Origin of the sequence: Psychrobacter urativorans (genome assembly GCF_001298525.1) — a bacterium.
Taxonomy (GTDB): Bacteria; Pseudomonadota; Gammaproteobacteria; order Pseudomonadales; family Moraxellaceae; genus Psychrobacter; species Psychrobacter urativorans_A.
Genome location: NZ_CP012678.1, coordinates 2,315,077 through 2,333,698 on the forward strand (window position 1 = coordinate 2,315,077; position 18,622 = coordinate 2,333,698).

At 41.8% G+C, this 18,622-nt stretch carries 17 protein-coding genes and 2 tRNA genes; 5 read left to right on the plus strand and 14 right to left on the minus strand.

Annotated features, from left to right (window positions below; genetic code table 11):
- Position 1 precedes the first annotated feature (1 nt).
- From AOC03_RS10035 to AOC03_RS10065, 7 genes are all read right to left on the minus strand, one after another.
- On the minus strand, positions 2–331 hold the full coding sequence (locus AOC03_RS10035; RefSeq protein ID WP_062535625.1) for a hypothetical protein: 330 nt from the start codon (positions 329–331) through the stop codon (positions 2–4).
- A complete protein-coding gene (locus AOC03_RS10040) occupies positions 328–792 on the minus strand; it encodes a hypothetical protein (RefSeq protein WP_062535627.1) in 465 nt (154 codons plus the stop codon). The genes AOC03_RS10035 and AOC03_RS10040 overlap by 4 nt, the downstream gene beginning before the upstream one ends.
- 1 nt (position 793) lies before the next feature.
- Complete coding sequence (locus AOC03_RS10045; RefSeq protein WP_062535629.1) at positions 794–1,018, minus strand: tail protein X; 225 nt, start codon at positions 1,016–1,018, stop codon at positions 794–796.
- The gene (locus tag AOC03_RS10050) at positions 1,015–1,455 is read right to left on the minus strand and encodes a head completion/stabilization protein (protein WP_062535631.1); all 441 of its coding nucleotides are present in this window, start codon (positions 1,453–1,455) and stop codon (positions 1,015–1,017) included. The genes AOC03_RS10045 and AOC03_RS10050 overlap by 4 nt, the downstream gene beginning before the upstream one ends.
- A 103-nt stretch (positions 1,456–1,558) precedes the next feature.
- Complete coding sequence (gene gpM / locus AOC03_RS10055) at positions 1,559–2,290, minus strand: phage terminase small subunit (protein ID WP_062535634.1); 732 nt, start codon at positions 2,288–2,290, stop codon at positions 1,559–1,561.
- Complete coding sequence (locus AOC03_RS10060) at positions 2,291–3,292, minus strand: P2 family phage major capsid protein (protein ID WP_062535636.1); 1,002 nt, start codon at positions 3,290–3,292, stop codon at positions 2,291–2,293.
- A gap of 36 nt (positions 3,293–3,328) precedes the next feature.
- A complete protein-coding gene (locus AOC03_RS10065) occupies positions 3,329–4,216 on the minus strand; it encodes a GPO family capsid scaffolding protein (RefSeq protein WP_062535639.1) in 888 nt (295 codons plus the stop codon).
- A 60-nt stretch (positions 4,217–4,276) separates the two neighbouring features.
- On the opposite strand from AOC03_RS10065, the gene AOC03_RS10070 reads away from it, so the two are divergent.
- The 3 genes from AOC03_RS10070 (at position 4,277) to AOC03_RS10080 (ending at position 8,985) form a co-directional block, all read left to right on the plus strand.
- Positions 4,277–6,184 carry a terminase large subunit domain-containing protein gene (locus AOC03_RS10070; protein ID WP_227514229.1) on the plus strand — a complete coding sequence of 636 codons (1,908 nt, stop codon included), beginning with the start codon at positions 4,277–4,279 and terminating at the stop codon, positions 6,182–6,184.
- Positions 6,181–7,188, plus strand: coding sequence for a phage portal protein (locus AOC03_RS10075; RefSeq protein WP_062535641.1), 1,008 nt, complete (start codon positions 6,181–6,183; stop codon positions 7,186–7,188). Before AOC03_RS10070 ends, AOC03_RS10075 begins: the two co-directional genes overlap by 4 nt.
- 1,023 nt (positions 7,189–8,211) lie before the next feature.
- A complete protein-coding gene (locus tag AOC03_RS10080; RefSeq protein WP_062535643.1) occupies positions 8,212–8,985 on the plus strand; it encodes a hypothetical protein in 774 nt (257 codons plus the stop codon).
- Between the two features lie 101 nt (positions 8,986–9,086).
- Here AOC03_RS10080 and AOC03_RS10085 read toward each other — a convergent pair whose 3' ends face one another.
- The 7 genes from AOC03_RS10085 to AOC03_RS10115 all read right to left on the minus strand — a co-directional run bounded on the left by AOC03_RS10085 (position 9,087) and on the right by AOC03_RS10115 (position 15,577).
- Entirely contained in the window at positions 9,087–9,902 is an 816-nt protein-coding gene (locus AOC03_RS10085) for a hypothetical protein (protein ID WP_227514230.1), read from the minus strand.
- Between the two features lie 393 nt (positions 9,903–10,295).
- Positions 10,296–10,622, minus strand: coding sequence for a hypothetical protein (locus AOC03_RS10090; protein ID WP_062535644.1), 327 nt, complete (start codon positions 10,620–10,622; stop codon positions 10,296–10,298).
- A gap of 176 nt (positions 10,623–10,798) precedes the next feature.
- Positions 10,799–10,874, minus strand: a tRNA-Asn gene (locus tag AOC03_RS10095).
- Positions 10,875–11,141: 267 nt separating this feature from the next.
- Positions 11,142–12,929: a flotillin family protein gene (locus AOC03_RS10100; protein WP_062535646.1), complete on the minus strand. Its 1,788-nt coding sequence runs from the start codon at positions 12,927–12,929 to the stop codon at positions 11,142–11,144.
- A gap of 95 nt (positions 12,930–13,024) precedes the next feature.
- Positions 13,025–13,744: an OB-fold-containig protein gene (locus AOC03_RS10105; protein ID WP_062535648.1), complete on the minus strand. Its 720-nt coding sequence runs from the start codon at positions 13,742–13,744 to the stop codon at positions 13,025–13,027.
- A 291-nt stretch (positions 13,745–14,035) separates the two neighbouring features.
- Positions 14,036–14,111, minus strand: a tRNA-Asn gene (locus tag AOC03_RS10110).
- Positions 14,112–14,374: 263 nt separating this feature from the next.
- Complete coding sequence (locus AOC03_RS10115; protein WP_062535650.1) at positions 14,375–15,577, minus strand: pyridoxal phosphate-dependent aminotransferase; 1,203 nt, start codon at positions 15,575–15,577, stop codon at positions 14,375–14,377.
- Positions 15,578–16,070: 493 nt separating this feature from the next.
- Between AOC03_RS10115 and AOC03_RS10120 the strand changes: the two genes are divergently transcribed.
- A complete protein-coding gene (locus AOC03_RS10120) occupies positions 16,071–16,808 on the plus strand; it encodes an SDR family NAD(P)-dependent oxidoreductase (RefSeq protein ID WP_062535652.1) in 738 nt (245 codons plus the stop codon).
- A gap of 51 nt (positions 16,809–16,859) precedes the next feature.
- Positions 16,860–18,605 carry an NAD(P)/FAD-dependent oxidoreductase gene (locus tag AOC03_RS10125; protein ID WP_062535654.1) on the plus strand — a complete coding sequence of 582 codons (1,746 nt, stop codon included), beginning with the start codon at positions 16,860–16,862 and terminating at the stop codon, positions 18,603–18,605.
- Positions 18,606–18,622 lie beyond the last annotated feature (17 nt).

The window sequence follows — 18,622 nt, forward strand, 5'->3', positions numbered from 1 at the left end:
ATTACTTTCCTTTTTTTAAAATCTTAGTAAGCTGTGAGCTAAAATCGTGATTTTGTACTTTTTTATTTTGAGCACTGATTAAGCGCCACGATAACAGCATAGCAGCGACCAGTGCCAAGCAACCAAAACGGATGACCGTATAACGGATGGGCAAATTGTTGCCGATGAGAAAGGTGTCGTAAGCCAGATAAACAAAGCAGACTAGGGCATAACAGGCCAATAGTCGGAATGCCCACCAGCCAACGCTGTCGTGACAGCGCGTGCTCATCATCATCCATAACAGCATAAACGCTGCCAAGATCATTGCTGATATATTGATAAGTAACATCATTTGCTGACTCCTAATAATTTAGCAGCCCAATCTGGCAGTACCTCCACCATCTTTTCTGATTTGACTACCGCAACGACCAGGCGTAAGAAAAAATAGCCAATACCTGCCCATAAAAAGCTGACGAGCAAAACAACATCATCACTGCTATCGATATAACCCATGAGCTCTAAGCTGCCACGGGTAAAGAACAGTCCCGCACCGAACCCCAATAGGATATGACCCAAACTGGTGGCAGACGGTGGGAACTTTTTATCTTCACCGAATGCTAAAAAGCTACCCACAGCGCCGATGATGGTGGCGACCAGCATGGATGGGGTCAAAAAAGGCAGTGCAGAAGAAAAAGCAGCATCGGCATTGGCATGACTGATAGTTAATAACATCCATACTATGACGGCGACAAGCCATCCCAGCGCGCAGCCGATGCGTAATAGCCAGACTTTTTTAGTAGTCGGTTTTTTCATATTAGTCCCATAATTTTATAGAGGGTGCTGCAACGGCAGCATGGTCATTAGGCAAGATAACAACAGCATCAGTAGGCAACAGAGCAATTGGCGAATAGTCAGGATTGCTCTCAATGAGTTTTGGCAACATATCTATAGAGCGGTTGGCATAGATGCGGTAAGCGATGGCATCTAGCGTATCGTTTTGAATGGCAAGAATGGTTCGCTGATATTGAGCCGGACTCATAACAGCTTCACGCGATTGCGGCGACGACCTGTCATATCAGCAATGCAATGACTGACAATACGGCGCAAGCGGTCTGACTTGGTAAGCTGTACATCGCCACTAATAGCGCCTTGGCTTGTGGTGTCGTAGTCAACATAGTTATCAGCGATAAGCGCAGCCGCTTCGTGCATAACGGCACGCTTATAAGTACGGTCAAACCTATCTTTACTGATACGCTTATCAGATAAATGACGCTGTAGAGTCAGCAAACTAAAAAAGGGGGCAGGTAAGTCGCCGTTGACCGTATCATATGCACCGTTGATATAACCCGCGATACGCTCAGCGCCAAGCGTTTTATCAATCCGCATGAGCTGCACCATGTCATCTGTATTGACAGACGGCAGATGCGCATAATGGTTTGGGACGTTTTGCGCTTGGACTTGCTGATTGATCAACATGACATTACCTGCAGATAAAAGAAAAGCGGTAGTCACTTTGACGTTGGTATGATGCGATCAGCAAATAGCATTGTCTTAGTGAGCCGCTTCCCGGGTGGGGACGTTACTCAGCAGCTACTTTTCGCAGCTGCCCGAGGTCTTTTTTGCAGCCAACAGAGTCATCAAGCTTAATCGCAGTTTCATAAGCATGGATGGCTTCGTCAGGCTTGGCATCTTTTAAGCTGTCACCAAGCACGCGGTATAATTTAGCGCGCACTTGGTCTGGCATATCTTGAGCAGTCGTACTATCAATAGCACGTAGGATGAGTTCAGCATGAGCGCCGACATTATCGACGTTTTTAAGCATTTCATCGGATAACTGCTCGACAAATACGGTCGCAACATCACGAGTAAATGGCTCAGGCATCACAAAATCATTGAGCAATGCATACTCAGCAATATCAATAGCGGTCTTAAATTCATGAGCGTCTAGACACCACACCATCAGCTTGACCAGCATGTCATTTTGACCGCCAACACCTTCAGCAATCGTGCCTTCAATCCAAGGCAAGTAGAATGGCAAGAACTCTTTTTTAAGTTCTATCTTATGACTGATGGATTGGATGTTTGATAGGTGCTGGTCATCGTTCCAAAACTTCAGTTCGATGTTGCTGCCAGCATCAGGATTGGTGTCGTCATCAGGCGCATCATTGATGGGTGTCGATTGACTAACCATCGTTGTACCAGTGCGACGACCTAAGACCTGCGCTGATAAGCGCGGGTCAGCATTGGCAGAAGCGGCTTTACGTGCCGCTTGCGTTTTAACAAAGTGAGCGCGTAAAGAATTAGTTTTCATTTAAGCCTCCACGACGATGTTTTCGATAAGAACGGCTTTGCGATAGTCTTGTACCACATAGCATTCATTCACTGACTGATAATCAGTAGTGCGATTCCATTCAGGTTCATCACGCAAGTGACGGCGTAAAGTACCGCGCTGCTGATAGATAGACAGATTGTCATAGCTGGTGATTAAGATAGCATTTGGTAAGAAAAACGCGGGGGTATCAACAGATAGTGTGCCCAGCTGCTTTTTTTGATAAAGTGCGTTGGCAGCTGCTTGCTCAGTGGCGGCTTGTTTTTGATTAATTAGACCGATGTATTTATCAGATACCAGATTGCGATTGGTAATCACGACCAAATCATCCGCATCCTGAAACTCTTCACCGATTAGCTCATTGACTGCCATTTCCACCAGCGCATCAATATTCTTAAATTCATGCGTAGAACCAATCGAAATACCATCAATATGACGTTCTGGGCTATAACCACGGATTTTTTCCAGCCAACCGATATTGACATCTTGTAGCTTTGGATAGAGCGATTTATTAGACGTCTTGGCGCGGTGCGTGCCGTTAAAGCCAATACGCTGCTTATCCTGCGCGACTGATTTGACGCCCAAGTTCGCCATACGTAGCTGAAAATCAGGTAGATGACCCCAATTGTCAATAACGTCATAGTCATAAGCAATGTCATAGTCAGTCTGGGTGCATAAGTAATCATCAACGCCTTCTACGTCACCAAGATGTGTTGGGCGGCGCGGTTGGCTCCGAGTGTCAGTAGTGCTGGCAACAGTTCGACCGTTACCAAGCGCAAGCTTTTGACCATGTGCCTGCTTAACAGGCTGGATATTGATACGTGCCAAAAAGTCGGTTTGCTCTTGGTACGCCTCAATCATTTTTTGTTCAGGTGTTGGAGAGACAGTCATTGGGGCGGCAAAGTTTTCACTACCGTTCACCCGCGCCACTTGCTTTTTATAATCTTGCAACGCAAGGGCGGTTATATCATCTAAAACGTACATAGTTATCCTCATGAAAAATTAATGTTGATGCGCCAATTAAAACGCTGTGAGCTGACCACCTGTGCCAGCATTCGGCGGAGTATTCGTCAAGTTAGTAGCAGGTTCAGATGACAGCTGGATTTTTAGCGCTTCAAAATCAGTCTTTAATTCAGACAATTGGGTCTTTAGCGTTGTATTTTCTTCAACCACACCATCAGTTTTGTCATTGAGCGTTTTAAATGACTGTAAGACCAATTCTTGCTCTTGAGTACTCATGCCTGATTTTTTGGAAGCAAAAATAGTAGATAGCTTTTGCAAAAAGCCATCACTTTCAGGTTGGGTATTCATATTTTGATTGTCGGTAGGTACTGTCTTTGGTTGCTCAGTGGTATTGGTGTTATCAATCACTGGCGCTGGGACATTTTTACTCATAAGGATAAGCTCTTGGTCATTAATGTCAGTACGCAAGGCGTCTGTATTACGGTTAAATTTGAGTGGCTCAATACCACGTGAGGCTGGTTGATCAGTCACTGCCAAGCCCACTAAGTAAGCGCGATCTGTATCTGCAAACTTTGGATAGAATTCGATAGACGTAAAAATCTTTTTACCTTTTTGATTGGCTTCAACCAAATCAGGCAGTACTGACAAAGTGGCATACAAGCACATCAACTGTACATCAACGCCATTTTGCCTAAACGTTTCCATCTGATGATCAACTTTGATGATGTCACCCAAAGCGCCTGCATCGTAATTACTATTGAGTCCAGACCAGCGACCACTCATGTGCTCGCAGTTGATACGTGCCGTGTATTCAACAGGGTCATAAGTCTCGGACATATCAATAATTTGTTGTTGGGACAACGAACGACCGTCAACCGTCTGACCCTCACGGGCGACGCGAAAGCGTTTGACGACTCGTTTACCGGGCAATACAGGGTCAGCCATAATGAATCTCAGTTGCTAAAGTTTATGAGTAGGTTTGGTAACTTTTAAATAGGCTTTAGTTTGTCGGCTAAAGGGGGTGACGGGCAACCGGTTGTTAACCGTAAAGCGCCTTTACGGTTACAAAGCGCGTGGTTGCAAGGGTTGCGAGCTATAAGCTATAGCACTATGACTACTGACCAAATTGACATCATTGATGCTGCCATTGCTGACAATCGCGAACGCGCAAGATTGCTCTACGCGCAAGGCCTGAGCGTCACTCAAATCTCAAAAGAATTAAACGAAAAGCGCCCAACGGTTGCCAGTTGGAAACAGCGTGACGCATGGGTGCGTGCCAGTATTTTTGAGAATGTAAAATCAGCGATGCAAGCTCGGATGCTTATGCTGATTAACATGGATAAAAAAGGAAATGCTGAATATAAAGAAATTGACTTCTTTAACCAGCAATTAGAGCGGACAGCAAAAATCGAGCGTTATAACGACGGTGGTAACGGCGCGACACTGAATCCGAAACTCTCTAATAGATATAAAGAAGATCGTAAGCCTGCTGTCAGAAACTTGTTTACAGAAGAAGACATTGATGCGCTAGAAGAAGCCTTTAACTTGATGCTTGAGCCATATCCGTTCCAGCAACGTTGGGTCGAAATATTGAACGGCAACAAGAAGCATCGCGCTGCGCGTATATTTATGATGCTCAAGTCTCGTCAGATTGGTGCCACGTATGTCATCGCACTATGGGCGTTGATAAATGCATTAAGGACTAAAAAAAATAAGATTTTCTTGTCAGCAAGTAAGGCGCAGGCGTATCAATTTATCGAATACATTAAATCTTTTGTATTTGAAATATTAGGCAGGAATATTGGTGGGGAGCCAATCGTACTGTCGTTAGAAGACAATACGCAGGTCAGTCTGTATTACATGGGCACTAACGCATTGACGGCACAGGGTCGTCATGGCGATGTAATCATGGATGAGTTTTTCTGGATTCGTAAATTTAAAGAGTTCCGCGCTGTCGCATCAGGCATGGCGTCACAAAGTCACTTTCAACAAGTTTATTTATCTACGCCAAGCAGTGTCTTGCATGAAGCCTATGCGTTTTGGACAGGTAAAGATGGTGTCAATAAAAAAGATATTGATACATCACACAGCGCATTAAAGGGTGGTCGTTACTGTGACGACGGAAAGTGGCGGTTAATTGTCACTATCAAAGATGCAATTAGAGGTGGTTTTGACAAACTTGATATAGCACAGCTGCTACTGGAATACACACCCGAACGATTTGCAAACCTGTTTATGTGTGTCTTTTTAGATGACAGTAACAGCTACTTTCCGTTGTCAGTACTGCAGCCGAATATGGTTGATAGCTGGCAGATTTGGGACGACTTTACACCGCTGGGTAGTAAGAAGTTTGCCAAACCAGTTTGGGTAGGTTATGACCCAAGCTTTACCGGTGATAGACCGGCATTGGCAGTTGTTGCCCCACCCGAAAAAGAAGGTCAGCCGTATCGTATCTTAGAGCGTATGCACCTTGACCACATGCCACCACACGTCCAAGCCCAGCATATCAAAAAGATTTGCGAGCGTTACGATGTTGAGTTTTTAGGTATCGATACAACAGGGGCTGGTATCTCAGTCGCTGAACACGTTAAAAAATTCTATCCGAACTACACCGCCATTATCTATAGCGTTGAGAGTAAGACGCGCATGGCGCTCAGAGTAAAAGAGCTTTTTACCAGACGCAAATTACATTTTGATGCAGGCAGCATTGATATTGCCAAGGCATTTATTGCTATCAAGCAAGCATTAACTGGCAGTCAACGCCAAATGACGTTTGTTAGTAGCCGAAGTAAAGAAGTTGGTCACAGTGATATTGCATGGGCAATCATGAACGCGCTCGAAAAAGCACCACTTGCAAGTACAGACCAAATCAATGACGGCGTCCACAAATCACGAATAAAGGTACATAGATGACAGACACAGATGAAAAAGCCATAACTGGTCAGAAAGTAATCATGCATAGCTTTGGTGACCCTGAGCCGGTGCTTGATGGGCGCAGCATGTTTGAGTATGAATATTGTCCCATGTATCAAAATCACTATGAATATCCCTACGATATTGATGCTGTGGCTAAGATGTATCATGCGACCAGTCACCACACCAGCGCGCTGATTACTAAGCGTAATGTACTTGTCAGCCTATACAAGCCGCATCCCAAGTTAAGCCGCCAAGCCTTTATTGGTCTAGTAATTAATCTATTAGTATTTGATAATGCTTATGTTCAAGTAGTACGTAATAGATTGGGTGGTGTGTTACAGCTGCGACCAAAACTTGCACGTAATACACGCAAGTCAATCAAAGGAGAGGGTTATCACCATGTTGATTATAGACAAGGTGCGGCGATTGAATACAATGAGCAAGTCATTCATATATTTAATCCCGACATCAATCAAGAAATTTATGGCGTTCCTGATTATCTGAGCAGTGTCAACGCCATTACACTCAATGAAGCTGCTACACTATTCCGCCGTCGGTATTACAAAAATGGTGCCCATGCTGGTTATATCTTGCATGTATCAGATCCATTATCGACACAAGAAGACGTTGACGATTTAGAAGATGCAGTGCGAGAATCAAAGGGCGCGGGTAACTTTAAGAACTTGTTTATGTACACACCAAATGGTAAACCTGATGGTGTTAAAGTTATTCCATTGGCAGAGGTCGCTGCCAAAGATGAGTTTGCTAATATCAAGATTGCATCGCGTGATGACACATTAGCCGGTCACCGCGTACCACCTCAACTTATGGGAGTGGTGCCAAACAATGCTGGCGGATTTGGTGACGCCAAGAAAGCTGCTGAAGTATTTTATTGGCATGAGATACTCACACTACAAAACATGCTACTCGACATCAATGATCAGGTCGGTGAGACAATCATTAGCTTCAATGAGTACCAACTGACCAAATCTGACTCATAAATTTATTTTTTAATTAAAAGACCGCTCATTTTTTAGCGGTCTTTTTTTGTCGCCTGACCACGGCAAAAATCGCTCCCTCCCGCCCGAGTTCTGCATACTTAATGCCCTTATTTTAATGCATCAAAATGCTGCCAGAATGCCCACAGTTAAGCGATAGTCGTCTAAGGGCGTAATGCAATTTGATGCAGTATAATGCGACTTATGCGGCGTTTTTAGAGTCTTGAAATATTGGTACGGCAAAAAGAAAAGGTAATGGTGGTAATAAGTTAAAACTATGTATGTAAGTATATGATAATGCTGATTAATTTTATTACCCTTAAAAGGTAATAGATGGTAACGAAAAAGGTAATATTTTATAAATACCATTTAAAACAATGACTTATATATATAGGGATATCACCTTTCTAAAAAGTAATTTGTTACTTATATATTACTTTTTTATTACCTTTTAATAAATTCTTATAAGCTATATAAATAAAGGGTTACAAGAGAATATTAAATAATTATTACCTTTATTACCTTTTTATTTGACTGTATGAAATATCTAAGTATTAAAACCCATTAATCTTTACTGTGTACTTTTGGGCATATTATTAATTAACCGTGGGCTAGTAGTGGGCTGATATATAGGGTACATATTGATGAATACTTATCACAGAAACGTTATATAACAAGGGGTTAGAGTTTTGATGCCTGAAGTCGTCACGTTATACAGAGGTTTCGAATCTCTCCGTCTCCGCCAAATTTAAGTACAATGTTTAAGAAAAATAAAAAATCCCCAATCATATTTGTGATTGGGGATTTTTTTTGTATCTGGATTCATAATAATCTCACGTCAGTTCATCGTAATATCTCTTGACGCTACAGGCTTTTTTAATTTTATAAAGGTGCGAGTGGGTTACAATAGCTACATGAAGTGAACAATTTAGAGAATAAAAGACGAATGTGGTTATTGCTTGTATCCTCATTGCTATTTACTATCATAAGTATTGCTGTTTAATAAACAAATGTGAGGATAAGCCAATGAAAAAACTAGCGTTGTATTTATTAGTTGGTGCTGCCCTTGTAGGTTGTGGCGGTGATGATTCTAGTTCTAACTCAAATTCTAGCCCTGATCCTAATCCAGACCCTAATCTTAGTGTTAAGCTAATGCCAGGTTTTTATGAAGGTAGAACAAATGAAAAAGAATTTTTAGAAGGTTTGGTTGACGATAATAGTAGGTTATGGTTTACCTATGCAGAGGATAAGCCTGACAATGTCATAGGCTTTCTCAGCAGTAATGGTCCAATAATACTCAATAATAATAAATTTCAGGTATCAGCAAAAGGCTATCCTTATGATAATAACCGTGCTTCTCGCGATAATACGATTACTGGTGATTATAAATTAGGCGTTATTAATGGTACATTCTACGAACTGCCTTCAAAACCGATAACGTACAATCTAAAGCTCAAAACGGCTTCATTTAAAAAGCATACTTTGGACAAGATTGATAATAAAACAATCACTGCTCCGTTATATGTGACCAGTGGTACGGGTGCAGCTGAGGCAACAATTAAATTTACGACGAATGGTAACTTCACTGGTAAAGATATCAAAGGTTGTGATATTTCGGGTAAATTTACACAAGTTGCTTCACAACGATACTTTGAGAGCAGCATAACTTTTGGTCAAATTAACTGTTCTGCGGCTGGAGAAACGCTTACAGGGGTTGCGAGTTTAGATGATGTAGATACTAACCTATTGATTCTTGGTACCAATGGTAGCAGTGGTAGAGGGATGTATTTTGGTAGCTGATATTAGTAAGCAATTGGCATCATTTCTATTATTTGTTAAGTCTAAAAAAGCCCTAATCATTATTGATTAGGGCTTTTTTTATGCCGCTAACGACATACTGATTACTTAGTTAGTTTATTTAAAAATTCAATTTTTTGACCATCCGTAAGTATCAATGTGCCTTCACTGATGATGATGGTGACATCTTGCGCATTTTTAATCGCGCGCATCACATTTATATCTTCAATACTGGTTTCAATCACGATTGTACTCGACTGCTCAGGTGCAATAGGTGGTACAAACGTCGTGATTGGCACATTAAAATTTTTACCTTTGGCGAGCTTAGCATCTTGCATGAGCAGCGAGCCTTTAAAGCTTTGAATGGGAATTGTGCCTTCATTAGACAGTACAAACTGCAATTTAACTTGGTTTAGGCTATCACTATTACTGGTTTTGACAGGCAGTAGAGCGATAGGGTAAGTTTGCGCCTGAATCCGCCCAAGTTGTTGATTGGCGATAATAGGACTTTTCTTACCCGTAGGATTATTAGGATGAAGCCGCTCATATTCGCGCTGCTGTACTAGAGCCTGCTTAATGGTAGTACGCGGCACTGCGCCTGCCTCAAAGGCCTCACTAAGCTTCATACGTAGCATATAGCGGCTTAGTAGCTGCCTATCGCTCTCAGAAAGCTGCTCAAAGGTTTTCCCGAGCTTTTCCTGCCACTGATTGGAGTCTGTGGGTATGGACTGTTGGCTGGGGTCAGCTTGTGGCATGGAACAGCCGGTGATGACTGAACCCATAGCAAACGCTAGTAGCAATAATAGTAAGTGATGTGTGTGCTGTATAGAGCGGTTCAAAATCGTGTGATATGACACGATAGATTTATTTATGAAAGTAGAGTTATCTGTTGATAACCGTTTTTTTAATAAAATTAACATTATCTACCTCCTTTTTACCTCAATTTTTTTACCTCAAATTGCCAACTTTTCATTATTACTGTTCTTTAATTCTAATTTAGTGTGACTAAATTTTAGGCAATTAATCTAAGTTACCGACTTGAATATACCTTGTTTTAAAAGAGATAGAGTCAAATCAGCGCGCAAGATTGTGTTAAATTTTGCAAGAAGATAAAAAATAGAGATTAAGGGTAGGCGGGATTAGATATCGTGTTTATGAGAGTAGTAGACAGAAAAACGTATTTGTCACGGCAAAGATAAAGGCTAGGCACGATTAAGTAAACCTAGCCTAAGAATATCTGCTAGTAAAAACTAGATAGAGATGGTTAGGCTATTAAGCAATAATAATAAAGTCAGTCTTTTTATGAGAGCTTATCATTTATCTTGCAGTTCAGATAACGGATGAGTGATATTGCTATTATGCGTCACAACGATGGCTTCATCAATAATACGCTGACTGACGCCATTCTTACGTAGCGTTTCAATAAATAGCTCATCATGCGCTAATGTGTAGTCCTGATGATCGCGGTCAAGCCCTTGGCGTATATATAAACGAATCAGCCCTTGGATGCGCTTGAAGCCTAGCTCCGCTGATGTTGCACCTAATAGTTCAATCATCTCCTCAGAGAGGCGGATGCTGATAGGGCGCATAACTTTTTGCGGATGAGCAGAAAACTTATTTTTGATGCGTACAGGTATCATAATAAACCATTACTTTTAGTGAGTAGGAATAAAGAACTTGGACGAAAATCGTTAATACTTACCATACAGCAAAGCGTGTTGAATTAAAACGTTAACCGTACCTAAACACTAGTGAACCTAAAAATAGCGTCCATAAAAAAACCTCCATCGAATAGCGATGAAGGTCTCTTTGAATATGGCTCCTCAACCTGGGCTCGAACCAGGGACACACGGATTAACAGTCCGACGCTCTACCAACTGAGCTATTGAGGAATAAGCTGTGATAACGACAAACTGTGTAACAGTGTTTGCGTTATGTGGGAGGTATTCTAGCCAAGGTTTTGATATCTGTCAACCTTAATGATCAATTAATTATCAAGTTTAAGTTTTTTTATCAAAAATCCTATTTTTTCTGAAATATCAGTCTTATTATTAAGGTTCAATAACACCAAGGCTATATAAAACAGTTATTACTATAGACAAGGGTTGTTAAATGTTTTTACTAATATGTTTATTTAGCGATGAGATGCTATTTAATATCTAAGAACGATTACTACTGTTATCGTTAGCTTTGTTGTCAGCGGTGCGTTTGTTGTTGACAGGGCTAAACTGTGAATCTACTAAGGCACTAGTCAATGCATTCATGTCGCCACCACCTGCCAGTCCAAGCTCACCCAATAAATGATCAATGAGCGGTGCTTGACTGCGATAGCGTAGGGCTGAGCTGACCATGTCATCCGCTAATGAATTGCTTGATGAGCCATTGCCCGTAGCATCTGCTGCAACACCATTTGGCACTTGTCCACCAAGCATGCCCGCGCCATTGCCACCCACTTGCAGAATTTTAATGCCATCAATGTTTTGAATAGGCTTGACCGATTCGGCGATAATTGAGGGTAAGCGCTCAAGCAGGGCAATACGAATTTGCATATCGATTTGATCGGATGACAGCATATTTGCCGCTTTATTGAGTGCTTCTTGTCCTTCGGCTTTAACGCGGTATTTTTCGGCTGTTGCATGGGCAATGACCAGTTGTGCATCTGCCTCACCTTGTGCAATTAAACGCTGCTTATCTGCTGCTGCTTGGGCTTCAATGCGCACCGCTTCTGCTCTATCGGCAGCGGCTTGTTTTTCAGCTTGCGCGGCGACTTTGATTTCAATGGCGTCTATTTCGGCTTCTTCCGACGCTTTAATCAATCGTACTGCTTTGGCACGCTCAGCAATCTCACGTTCACGCACGGTGGTAACGTTTTCTGCCTGTTGGACTGCAAGGGCACGGGCTTTATCGGCTTCGGCTTTTGCCATCGACTCTGCACGTGACTTTTCAGCGACTGCAATTTGTCGTTCTTGTTCTGATAACTCAAGCGATTTTTGGCGTTCGATGTTGGCTTGCTCAACCGCCTGCTCTTTCATGATATTTTGATTTTTGGTATCACGGTCAGCATTGATACGTTGCAGGTCAATTTCGCGTTGCGCTGAGATTTTGGCTGCCTCCGCTTCACGCTGCTTGATGCTTTCTTCAGTTGCGATATTAGAGGCTTGTTCCGCACGGCGAATAGAGATTTCACGCTCTTGCTCAAGCTTGGCATACTCTTCTTCACGAACGATATTGATGCGGCTACGTTCTGCTTCTAGGTTTTTAGTTTTAATAGCCAAATCCGTTTCTTGCTCAATATCATTACGCAGTTTTAGACGCTCTTGAATGGTTTTGGTCAGACGCGTCATACCTTCAGCATCAAAAGCGTTTTGGGGATTAAAGTATTCAAACTTAGTCTGATCGAGTCCAGTCAGTGAAACCGTTTCTAGCTCTAGACCATTTTTAGCCAAATCCTCTGATACGGCACGCTGAACGCGCTGCACAAAATCCACCCGCTTTTCATGCAGCTCTTCCATTTGCATTTCAGCCGCAACGGCACGTAGGGCGTCAACGAATTTACCTTCGACCAGCTCTTTTAGCTCACTGGGTGCCATGGTTTTCATACCTAAGGTTTGCGCGGCGGTAGCTATCGACTCTTTTAGCGGGCTGACACGCACATAAAACTCTGCTTTAACATCGACGCGCATTCTGTCTTTGGTAATCAAGGCTTCAGTATCAGCGCGACGCACTTCTAGGCGTAGGGTATTCATATTGACCGGAATGACTTCGTGCAATACCGGCAGCACAAACGCGCCACCATTCAGAATAACGCTCTCACCGCCCATACCCGTCCGCACAAAAGACACCTCTTTACTGGCGCGAGTATAGAGCCGTGTGAAAATAAAGCCGATAATAAGCAGGGCAACGACAATAACTCCTGCGATAACGAGCCAATAAATCAAAATTTCCATAGCAATCCTATAAATGTGTCAGTATGAGAAAGAGATAAGGCGTATTATTTTTATTTGGAATGAGTTTTTTTGAAGATTTGAAGACTGGTTAACTCTTATAATTTTTTGACTAAGTAATGCCCACTGGCTTTTTTAGTAATAATGAGAGCATCTTCAGCGGTAATAGTGACGGCAGGGTTATTAACCTCAGCGGCAATGGGTAAGGACACCCGACTGCGGGCGTGGTGACCAGATATACAATCAGGGTCAGGCTCAACCATAACATAATGCGTTTGCCCGTGCTCATCAGTGAGCTTGGCTTGTGCTGGTTGCCCGATACTGGCATAGCCTAAAACAATACGCGCCTGTCGTCCGACCAATGAGTCTGCGCTGACCGCGCTGCTTTCATCTTTGGGTAAAATAGGATAAAGCAAACTAGCAATGATTTTTAGCAATGGAAAGCTGATAACAAGCGCATCAAGGCTGGCAAGCCAAGGTGATATAAAGCTACCTAATACTGCAAATGCCAATTGCTGAATCACAAAGCCTGAGATACAAAAGCTGGCAATTAACACAATAAGCAATATCATGGTGGGAATACGACCGACATACAGCCAGTCAAGCGCTTTTAACCCTAAGCTGATATCAGCATCTGCATTCATACTGATATTGCTATCGAAATCCGCATCGACTAACGCATCGGGCAAGATATTATCCAAAAAGCCGCTGATGCCACCAAAGAAAAATCCCAGTAGCTCAACGACTAATAAAATAAGCAAAACTAAAGCAGCAATGGCAAAAGGCGCAAAAGCTGAGGTGTTTAAAATTTCCCACATTGGCGTATCTAAATAAATTTATTAATGAAAGTTGAAGCTAGTGTAACGTAACGGTTATCTAAAAACACGATAAATGTTTCCAAAAATAAAAGGGTATTTTTATTCTTAGGATATAGCGCTGCTCTTAAAAATATAAAATAAGTTCAGCATCAGCATCAGCATCAGCATCAGCATCGGCACCAATATAAACATAAAACTCACAGCCATAAAAAAACCCTCATCAAAGAGATGAGGGTTTTGGCAAGTGCCATAATCGAATCAAAAAGGATTCAAATATTTACTACTAGAATATGGCTCCTCAACCTGGGCTCGAACCAGGGACACACGGATTAACAGTCCGACGCTCTACCAACTGAGCTATTGAGGAATAAGCGGTAAGGGTTATTATCTTACTGCGAGCTTAGAATAAACGCTTTCGAGTTCGTTCTAAGTGGTGCGTATTCTAGCAAAGATAAAAAATACGTCAAGCTTTATTTTTAAATTTTTAATAAAAAGTATGAAATAGTGTGTATTTAGTCATTATTTTACGATAAAAAAGCAAAATAAAAAAAGACGCCCACAATCGGGACGTCCTTTTTCTTTATAGCGAGTATTTAATATAGTTAGTATTTAACTTTAGGTGATTAGTACTTATTCAGCAACGTCCAGTTCCGCCACTGCTTTTTCGATACGAGCGAGTGCGTCTTTTAGTGTGGCTTCATCAGTCGCGTAAGAGATACGCATATGACCGCCAAGTCCGAACGCATCGCCAGGTACGACAGCCACGCCAACTTTTTCTAGTAACCATGCTGAGAATTCAGTACAAGACTTTAGACCAGCGGCTTTAATTAATGGCACGATATTTGGATACACATAGAATGCGCCATCTGGACGCAAGCAAGTGATGCCTTTAATGGCATTTAAGCCATCAACGACCAAGTCACAACGCTGTTCAAAAGCGGCAATCATTGGATCTAGGACGTTTTGGTCACCGCTGATAGCGGCTTCAGCCGCCACTTGGCTGATTGACGTTGGGCAAGAAGTCGACTGACCTTGTACTTTTTTCATCGCGCCAATCAGTTTTGCTGGACCGCCCGCATAACCAATACGCCAGCCCGTCATAGCATAGGCTTTTGACACGCCGTTTAGAATGATGGCGCGCTCTTTTAACTCAGGCGCTGCGTTTAAGATATTGTAGAACTTATCACTCGTCCAGCGAATGTGCTCATACATGTCATCTGATGCAACATAAACTTGGGGATGCTTTTTGAGTACTTCAGCAAGGGCTTTTAGCTCATCTAGGCTATAAATCATACCCGTTGGGTTAGAAGGACTGTTTAGTACCAACAGTTTGGTTTTGTCAGTGATAGCGGCTTCTAACTGTTCTGGCGTGATTTTAAAGTCTTGTTCAGCAGGACATTTAACGATGACTGGTACACCTTCAGCCATGATAACCATGTCAGGATAGCTAACCCAATATGGCGCAGGAATGATGACTTCATCACCTGGGTTAATAAATGCTTGGGCTAAATTAAAGAACGATTGCTTACCACCCACAGACACCAAAATCTCATTCGGCTCATAGCTGATGTCATTATCACGCTTGAACTTCTCAATAATGGCTTTTTTGAGCGCAGGCGTACCATCAACAGCAGTATATTTAGTAAAGCCTTCATTCATCGCTTGCATAGCTGCTTGTTTCACATGTTCTGGGGTATCAAAGTCAGGCTCACCTGCACCTAAACCGATGATGTCTTTACCGGCTGCTTTCAGCTCTGCGGCTTTACTGGTGATAGCAAGCGTTGGTGAAGGTTTAATACTGTTGACGCGGTCAGACAATTGCAGTTCGCTCATTGGAAATCCTTGTGGTTTTTGCTTTGGTTTTAAGTACATCAATAGCGGTGATAACCGTACTATCAGCGCCTTATGTACAGTGAGAATAGGCGGTATAAGCATTATAATCGGTGTTAAGTCGCTAAATTCAGCGCTCTAAAATTTGGCTTATCACATTGTAACATGACAACTCAACACTGTCTTAAGCGACCATTAAGGGAAAGTATAAAAAATATAGAAAATAATGCCGCTATTTAACGATAGGGAGACTGGATAGGATTATGCGCTTTATTGATGACAATAACGGTGAGTGGCTAATCATTTGTTTGCGAAGTTACAACAATAATCATAGCTGCTTATATTATACTTGCTTAAACTTTCATTGTTTAGATTTGATAAATTTATGTTCTAGTTTGATTAGCTGAGCGTCACCAAAATAACGGTTAATCGATCAAAGTATTATCCATATTAAAAGTTTTATATTGCAAATAACGATTATAAAAGGATGTTAACAATGACTGCTACTCCTAAAAAAATGCATATTTTAATTACTGGTGCGACATCTGGTATCGGTAAGCAATTGGCAAAAGATTATCTATTAGCGGGTCATACGGTCTATGCGGTTGGGCGTGATACTAACGCGCTTGCTGAGCTAAAAGAATTGGGTGCAATGCCCATTAATGTAGATTTGATGGATCGCGAAAAGGTTATGGAAGCGTTTGCTAAAACCAGTCAAATTGACTTGGCAATTTGTGGTGCAGGCATGTGCGAATATTTAGATATGCCAAACTTTGATAGCAGCGTATTTATGAAAGTCATATCAGTAAATATGGGCACGTTATCGCACGCGATTGAGGGTGTATTGCCACAACTTATTGCGTCAAAGGGTCGGCTCGTGGGTATCGGTTCTGCGTCTGCTTATGTGCCTTTTGCTCGTGCCGAAGCTTATGGCAGCTCGAAAGCTGCGATTCATTATCTCATGAAAACTTTGCAAATTAGCCTTGCACCGCATGATGTGGCGGTGAGCTTGGTCGTACCAGGATTTGTAGAAACGCCAATGACAAAACAAAACGACTTTCCTATGCCTTTTATCCAAACCACAGAGCAGGCAAGCCGCGCCATTCGTAATGGTATTGACAATGGGGATGAAGTCATTGAGTTTCCTAAAAAGCTAACCTTACCGCTAAAGACGTTAGGTGCATTGCCAGATATGGTGTGGCAACAAGTTAGCAAAAAGATGAATAAAAAATAGCTTGTCTTGATATACCTGAGAATATCTAAAAAAACAACAAGGAACGTCTTTATGTCGTTTTTCCATCGTAAAGCTAAGCGTACAAAAGCAGTCTCTAGCGCTTCTAATTCTAATGCCTCTAATGTTTTGAATAACAACAGCCGCGATTTACCGGACGTTATAGATGTCCAAGATAAAAAGCGAGTCGCCATCATTGGTTCAGGTGTATCGGGGCTGACTTGTGCGCATTATTTGTCTAAACAATATGAGGTGACGATATTTGAAGCCAATGACTATATCGGCGGTCATGTGAATACGATTGATGTGACGCTGCAAACGGGTAAAAAAACCAACAGTAAGCATTCAGAAACCAGTGCGATTGATACTGGTTTTATTGTGTTTAATGAACGTACGTATCCAAATTTTTTCCGACTGTTACATGATTTACAAGTTCCGTTTCAAGCAACAGACATGAGCTTTTCAGTAAAAAACGTTGCCCGTAATTTTGAATATAATGGACATACGCTAAACACTTTATTGTCGCAACGTAAAAACGTATTAAACCCAAAATTTTGGCAGTTTATTAAAGATATTTTGCAGTTTAACAAGCATATTCGCCAGTTATGTCAAGATTTCGACACCGCAAAAGCACAAGGTCAGGATGTGAGTGTATTAACAAAGCAGACGCTTGGTAGTTATTTAGACAGCAAGCATTATGGTAATTTATTTACGGATAATTATTTACTGCCGATGGTGTCTGCTATCTGGTCAACGAGCCTTAAAGAAGTACAGGATTTTCCCTTGGTATTTTTTGCGCAGTTTTTCGATAATCATGGGTTGCTTGAGGTGGTCAATCGCCCACAGTGGTTCACGATTAAAGGTGGCTCAAAACAATATGTGAATAAATTGGTCACGCGCTTTGTTAAAGCGGGCGGTACAATTAAAGTAAATAGTCCAGTGGCTGCGGTCACGCGTAGCGCAGATAAAGTAACGCTTAAGGTTATGAATAAGACAGATGATAACGCAGAAACGCTTATATTTGACGAGGTGATTTTTGCTTGTCATGCCGATACAGCGCAGCGCTTATTGGCAGATGCGAGCAAGGACGAAACTGAAATATTAAGTCATTTTCAGTTTACTAATAATACCGCTGTCCTACATACCGATAGCAGCGTCTTACCGAAAAAGCCTTTGGCGTGGGCAAGTTGGAATTACTTGATTGACGACGTACCAAAAAATAAAACTGACGCTAAGCAACCGACTTCAAAACCCGTGCTCACTTATCATATGAATATTTTGCAGCGCTTGACCAAGCAGCATAATTATTTGGTCACACTTAATCCGGCGACACTCAATAAAAGCATTGATGAGACGCATGTAATTAAGAAAATTGATTATAGCCATCCGATTTATAACAATGAGATGATTGAAGCGCAAGCACAATGGTCACGAATTTCTGGTAGTGGTTTGCATACTCATTTTTGTGGCGCTTATTGGTTTAACGGTTTTCATGAAGATGGGGTTAGAAGTGGGCTGCGTGTTTGTCAGGCACTGGGCAATCATACTGATATTAAAGATGAAGTGGATTCAAACCATTTACCTGATGCTGAAAATGCGCATACGCCATTTCGTTATCGAGATTTACCTGTAAACGCGGATAAAAACTCACGTAAATTGAAAAAACGCCAAGTCATTACTGCTACGACCAATCAAGAACTGGTTGATTATATTGCTACTTTGCAACCTACTGTGCATGAGTTTAGTCAGAAGAAAAAGCGCGGGTTTTTTAGTAAACGCATGAAAGAAAAAGCTAAATAGTTCTGCGATAAATCATT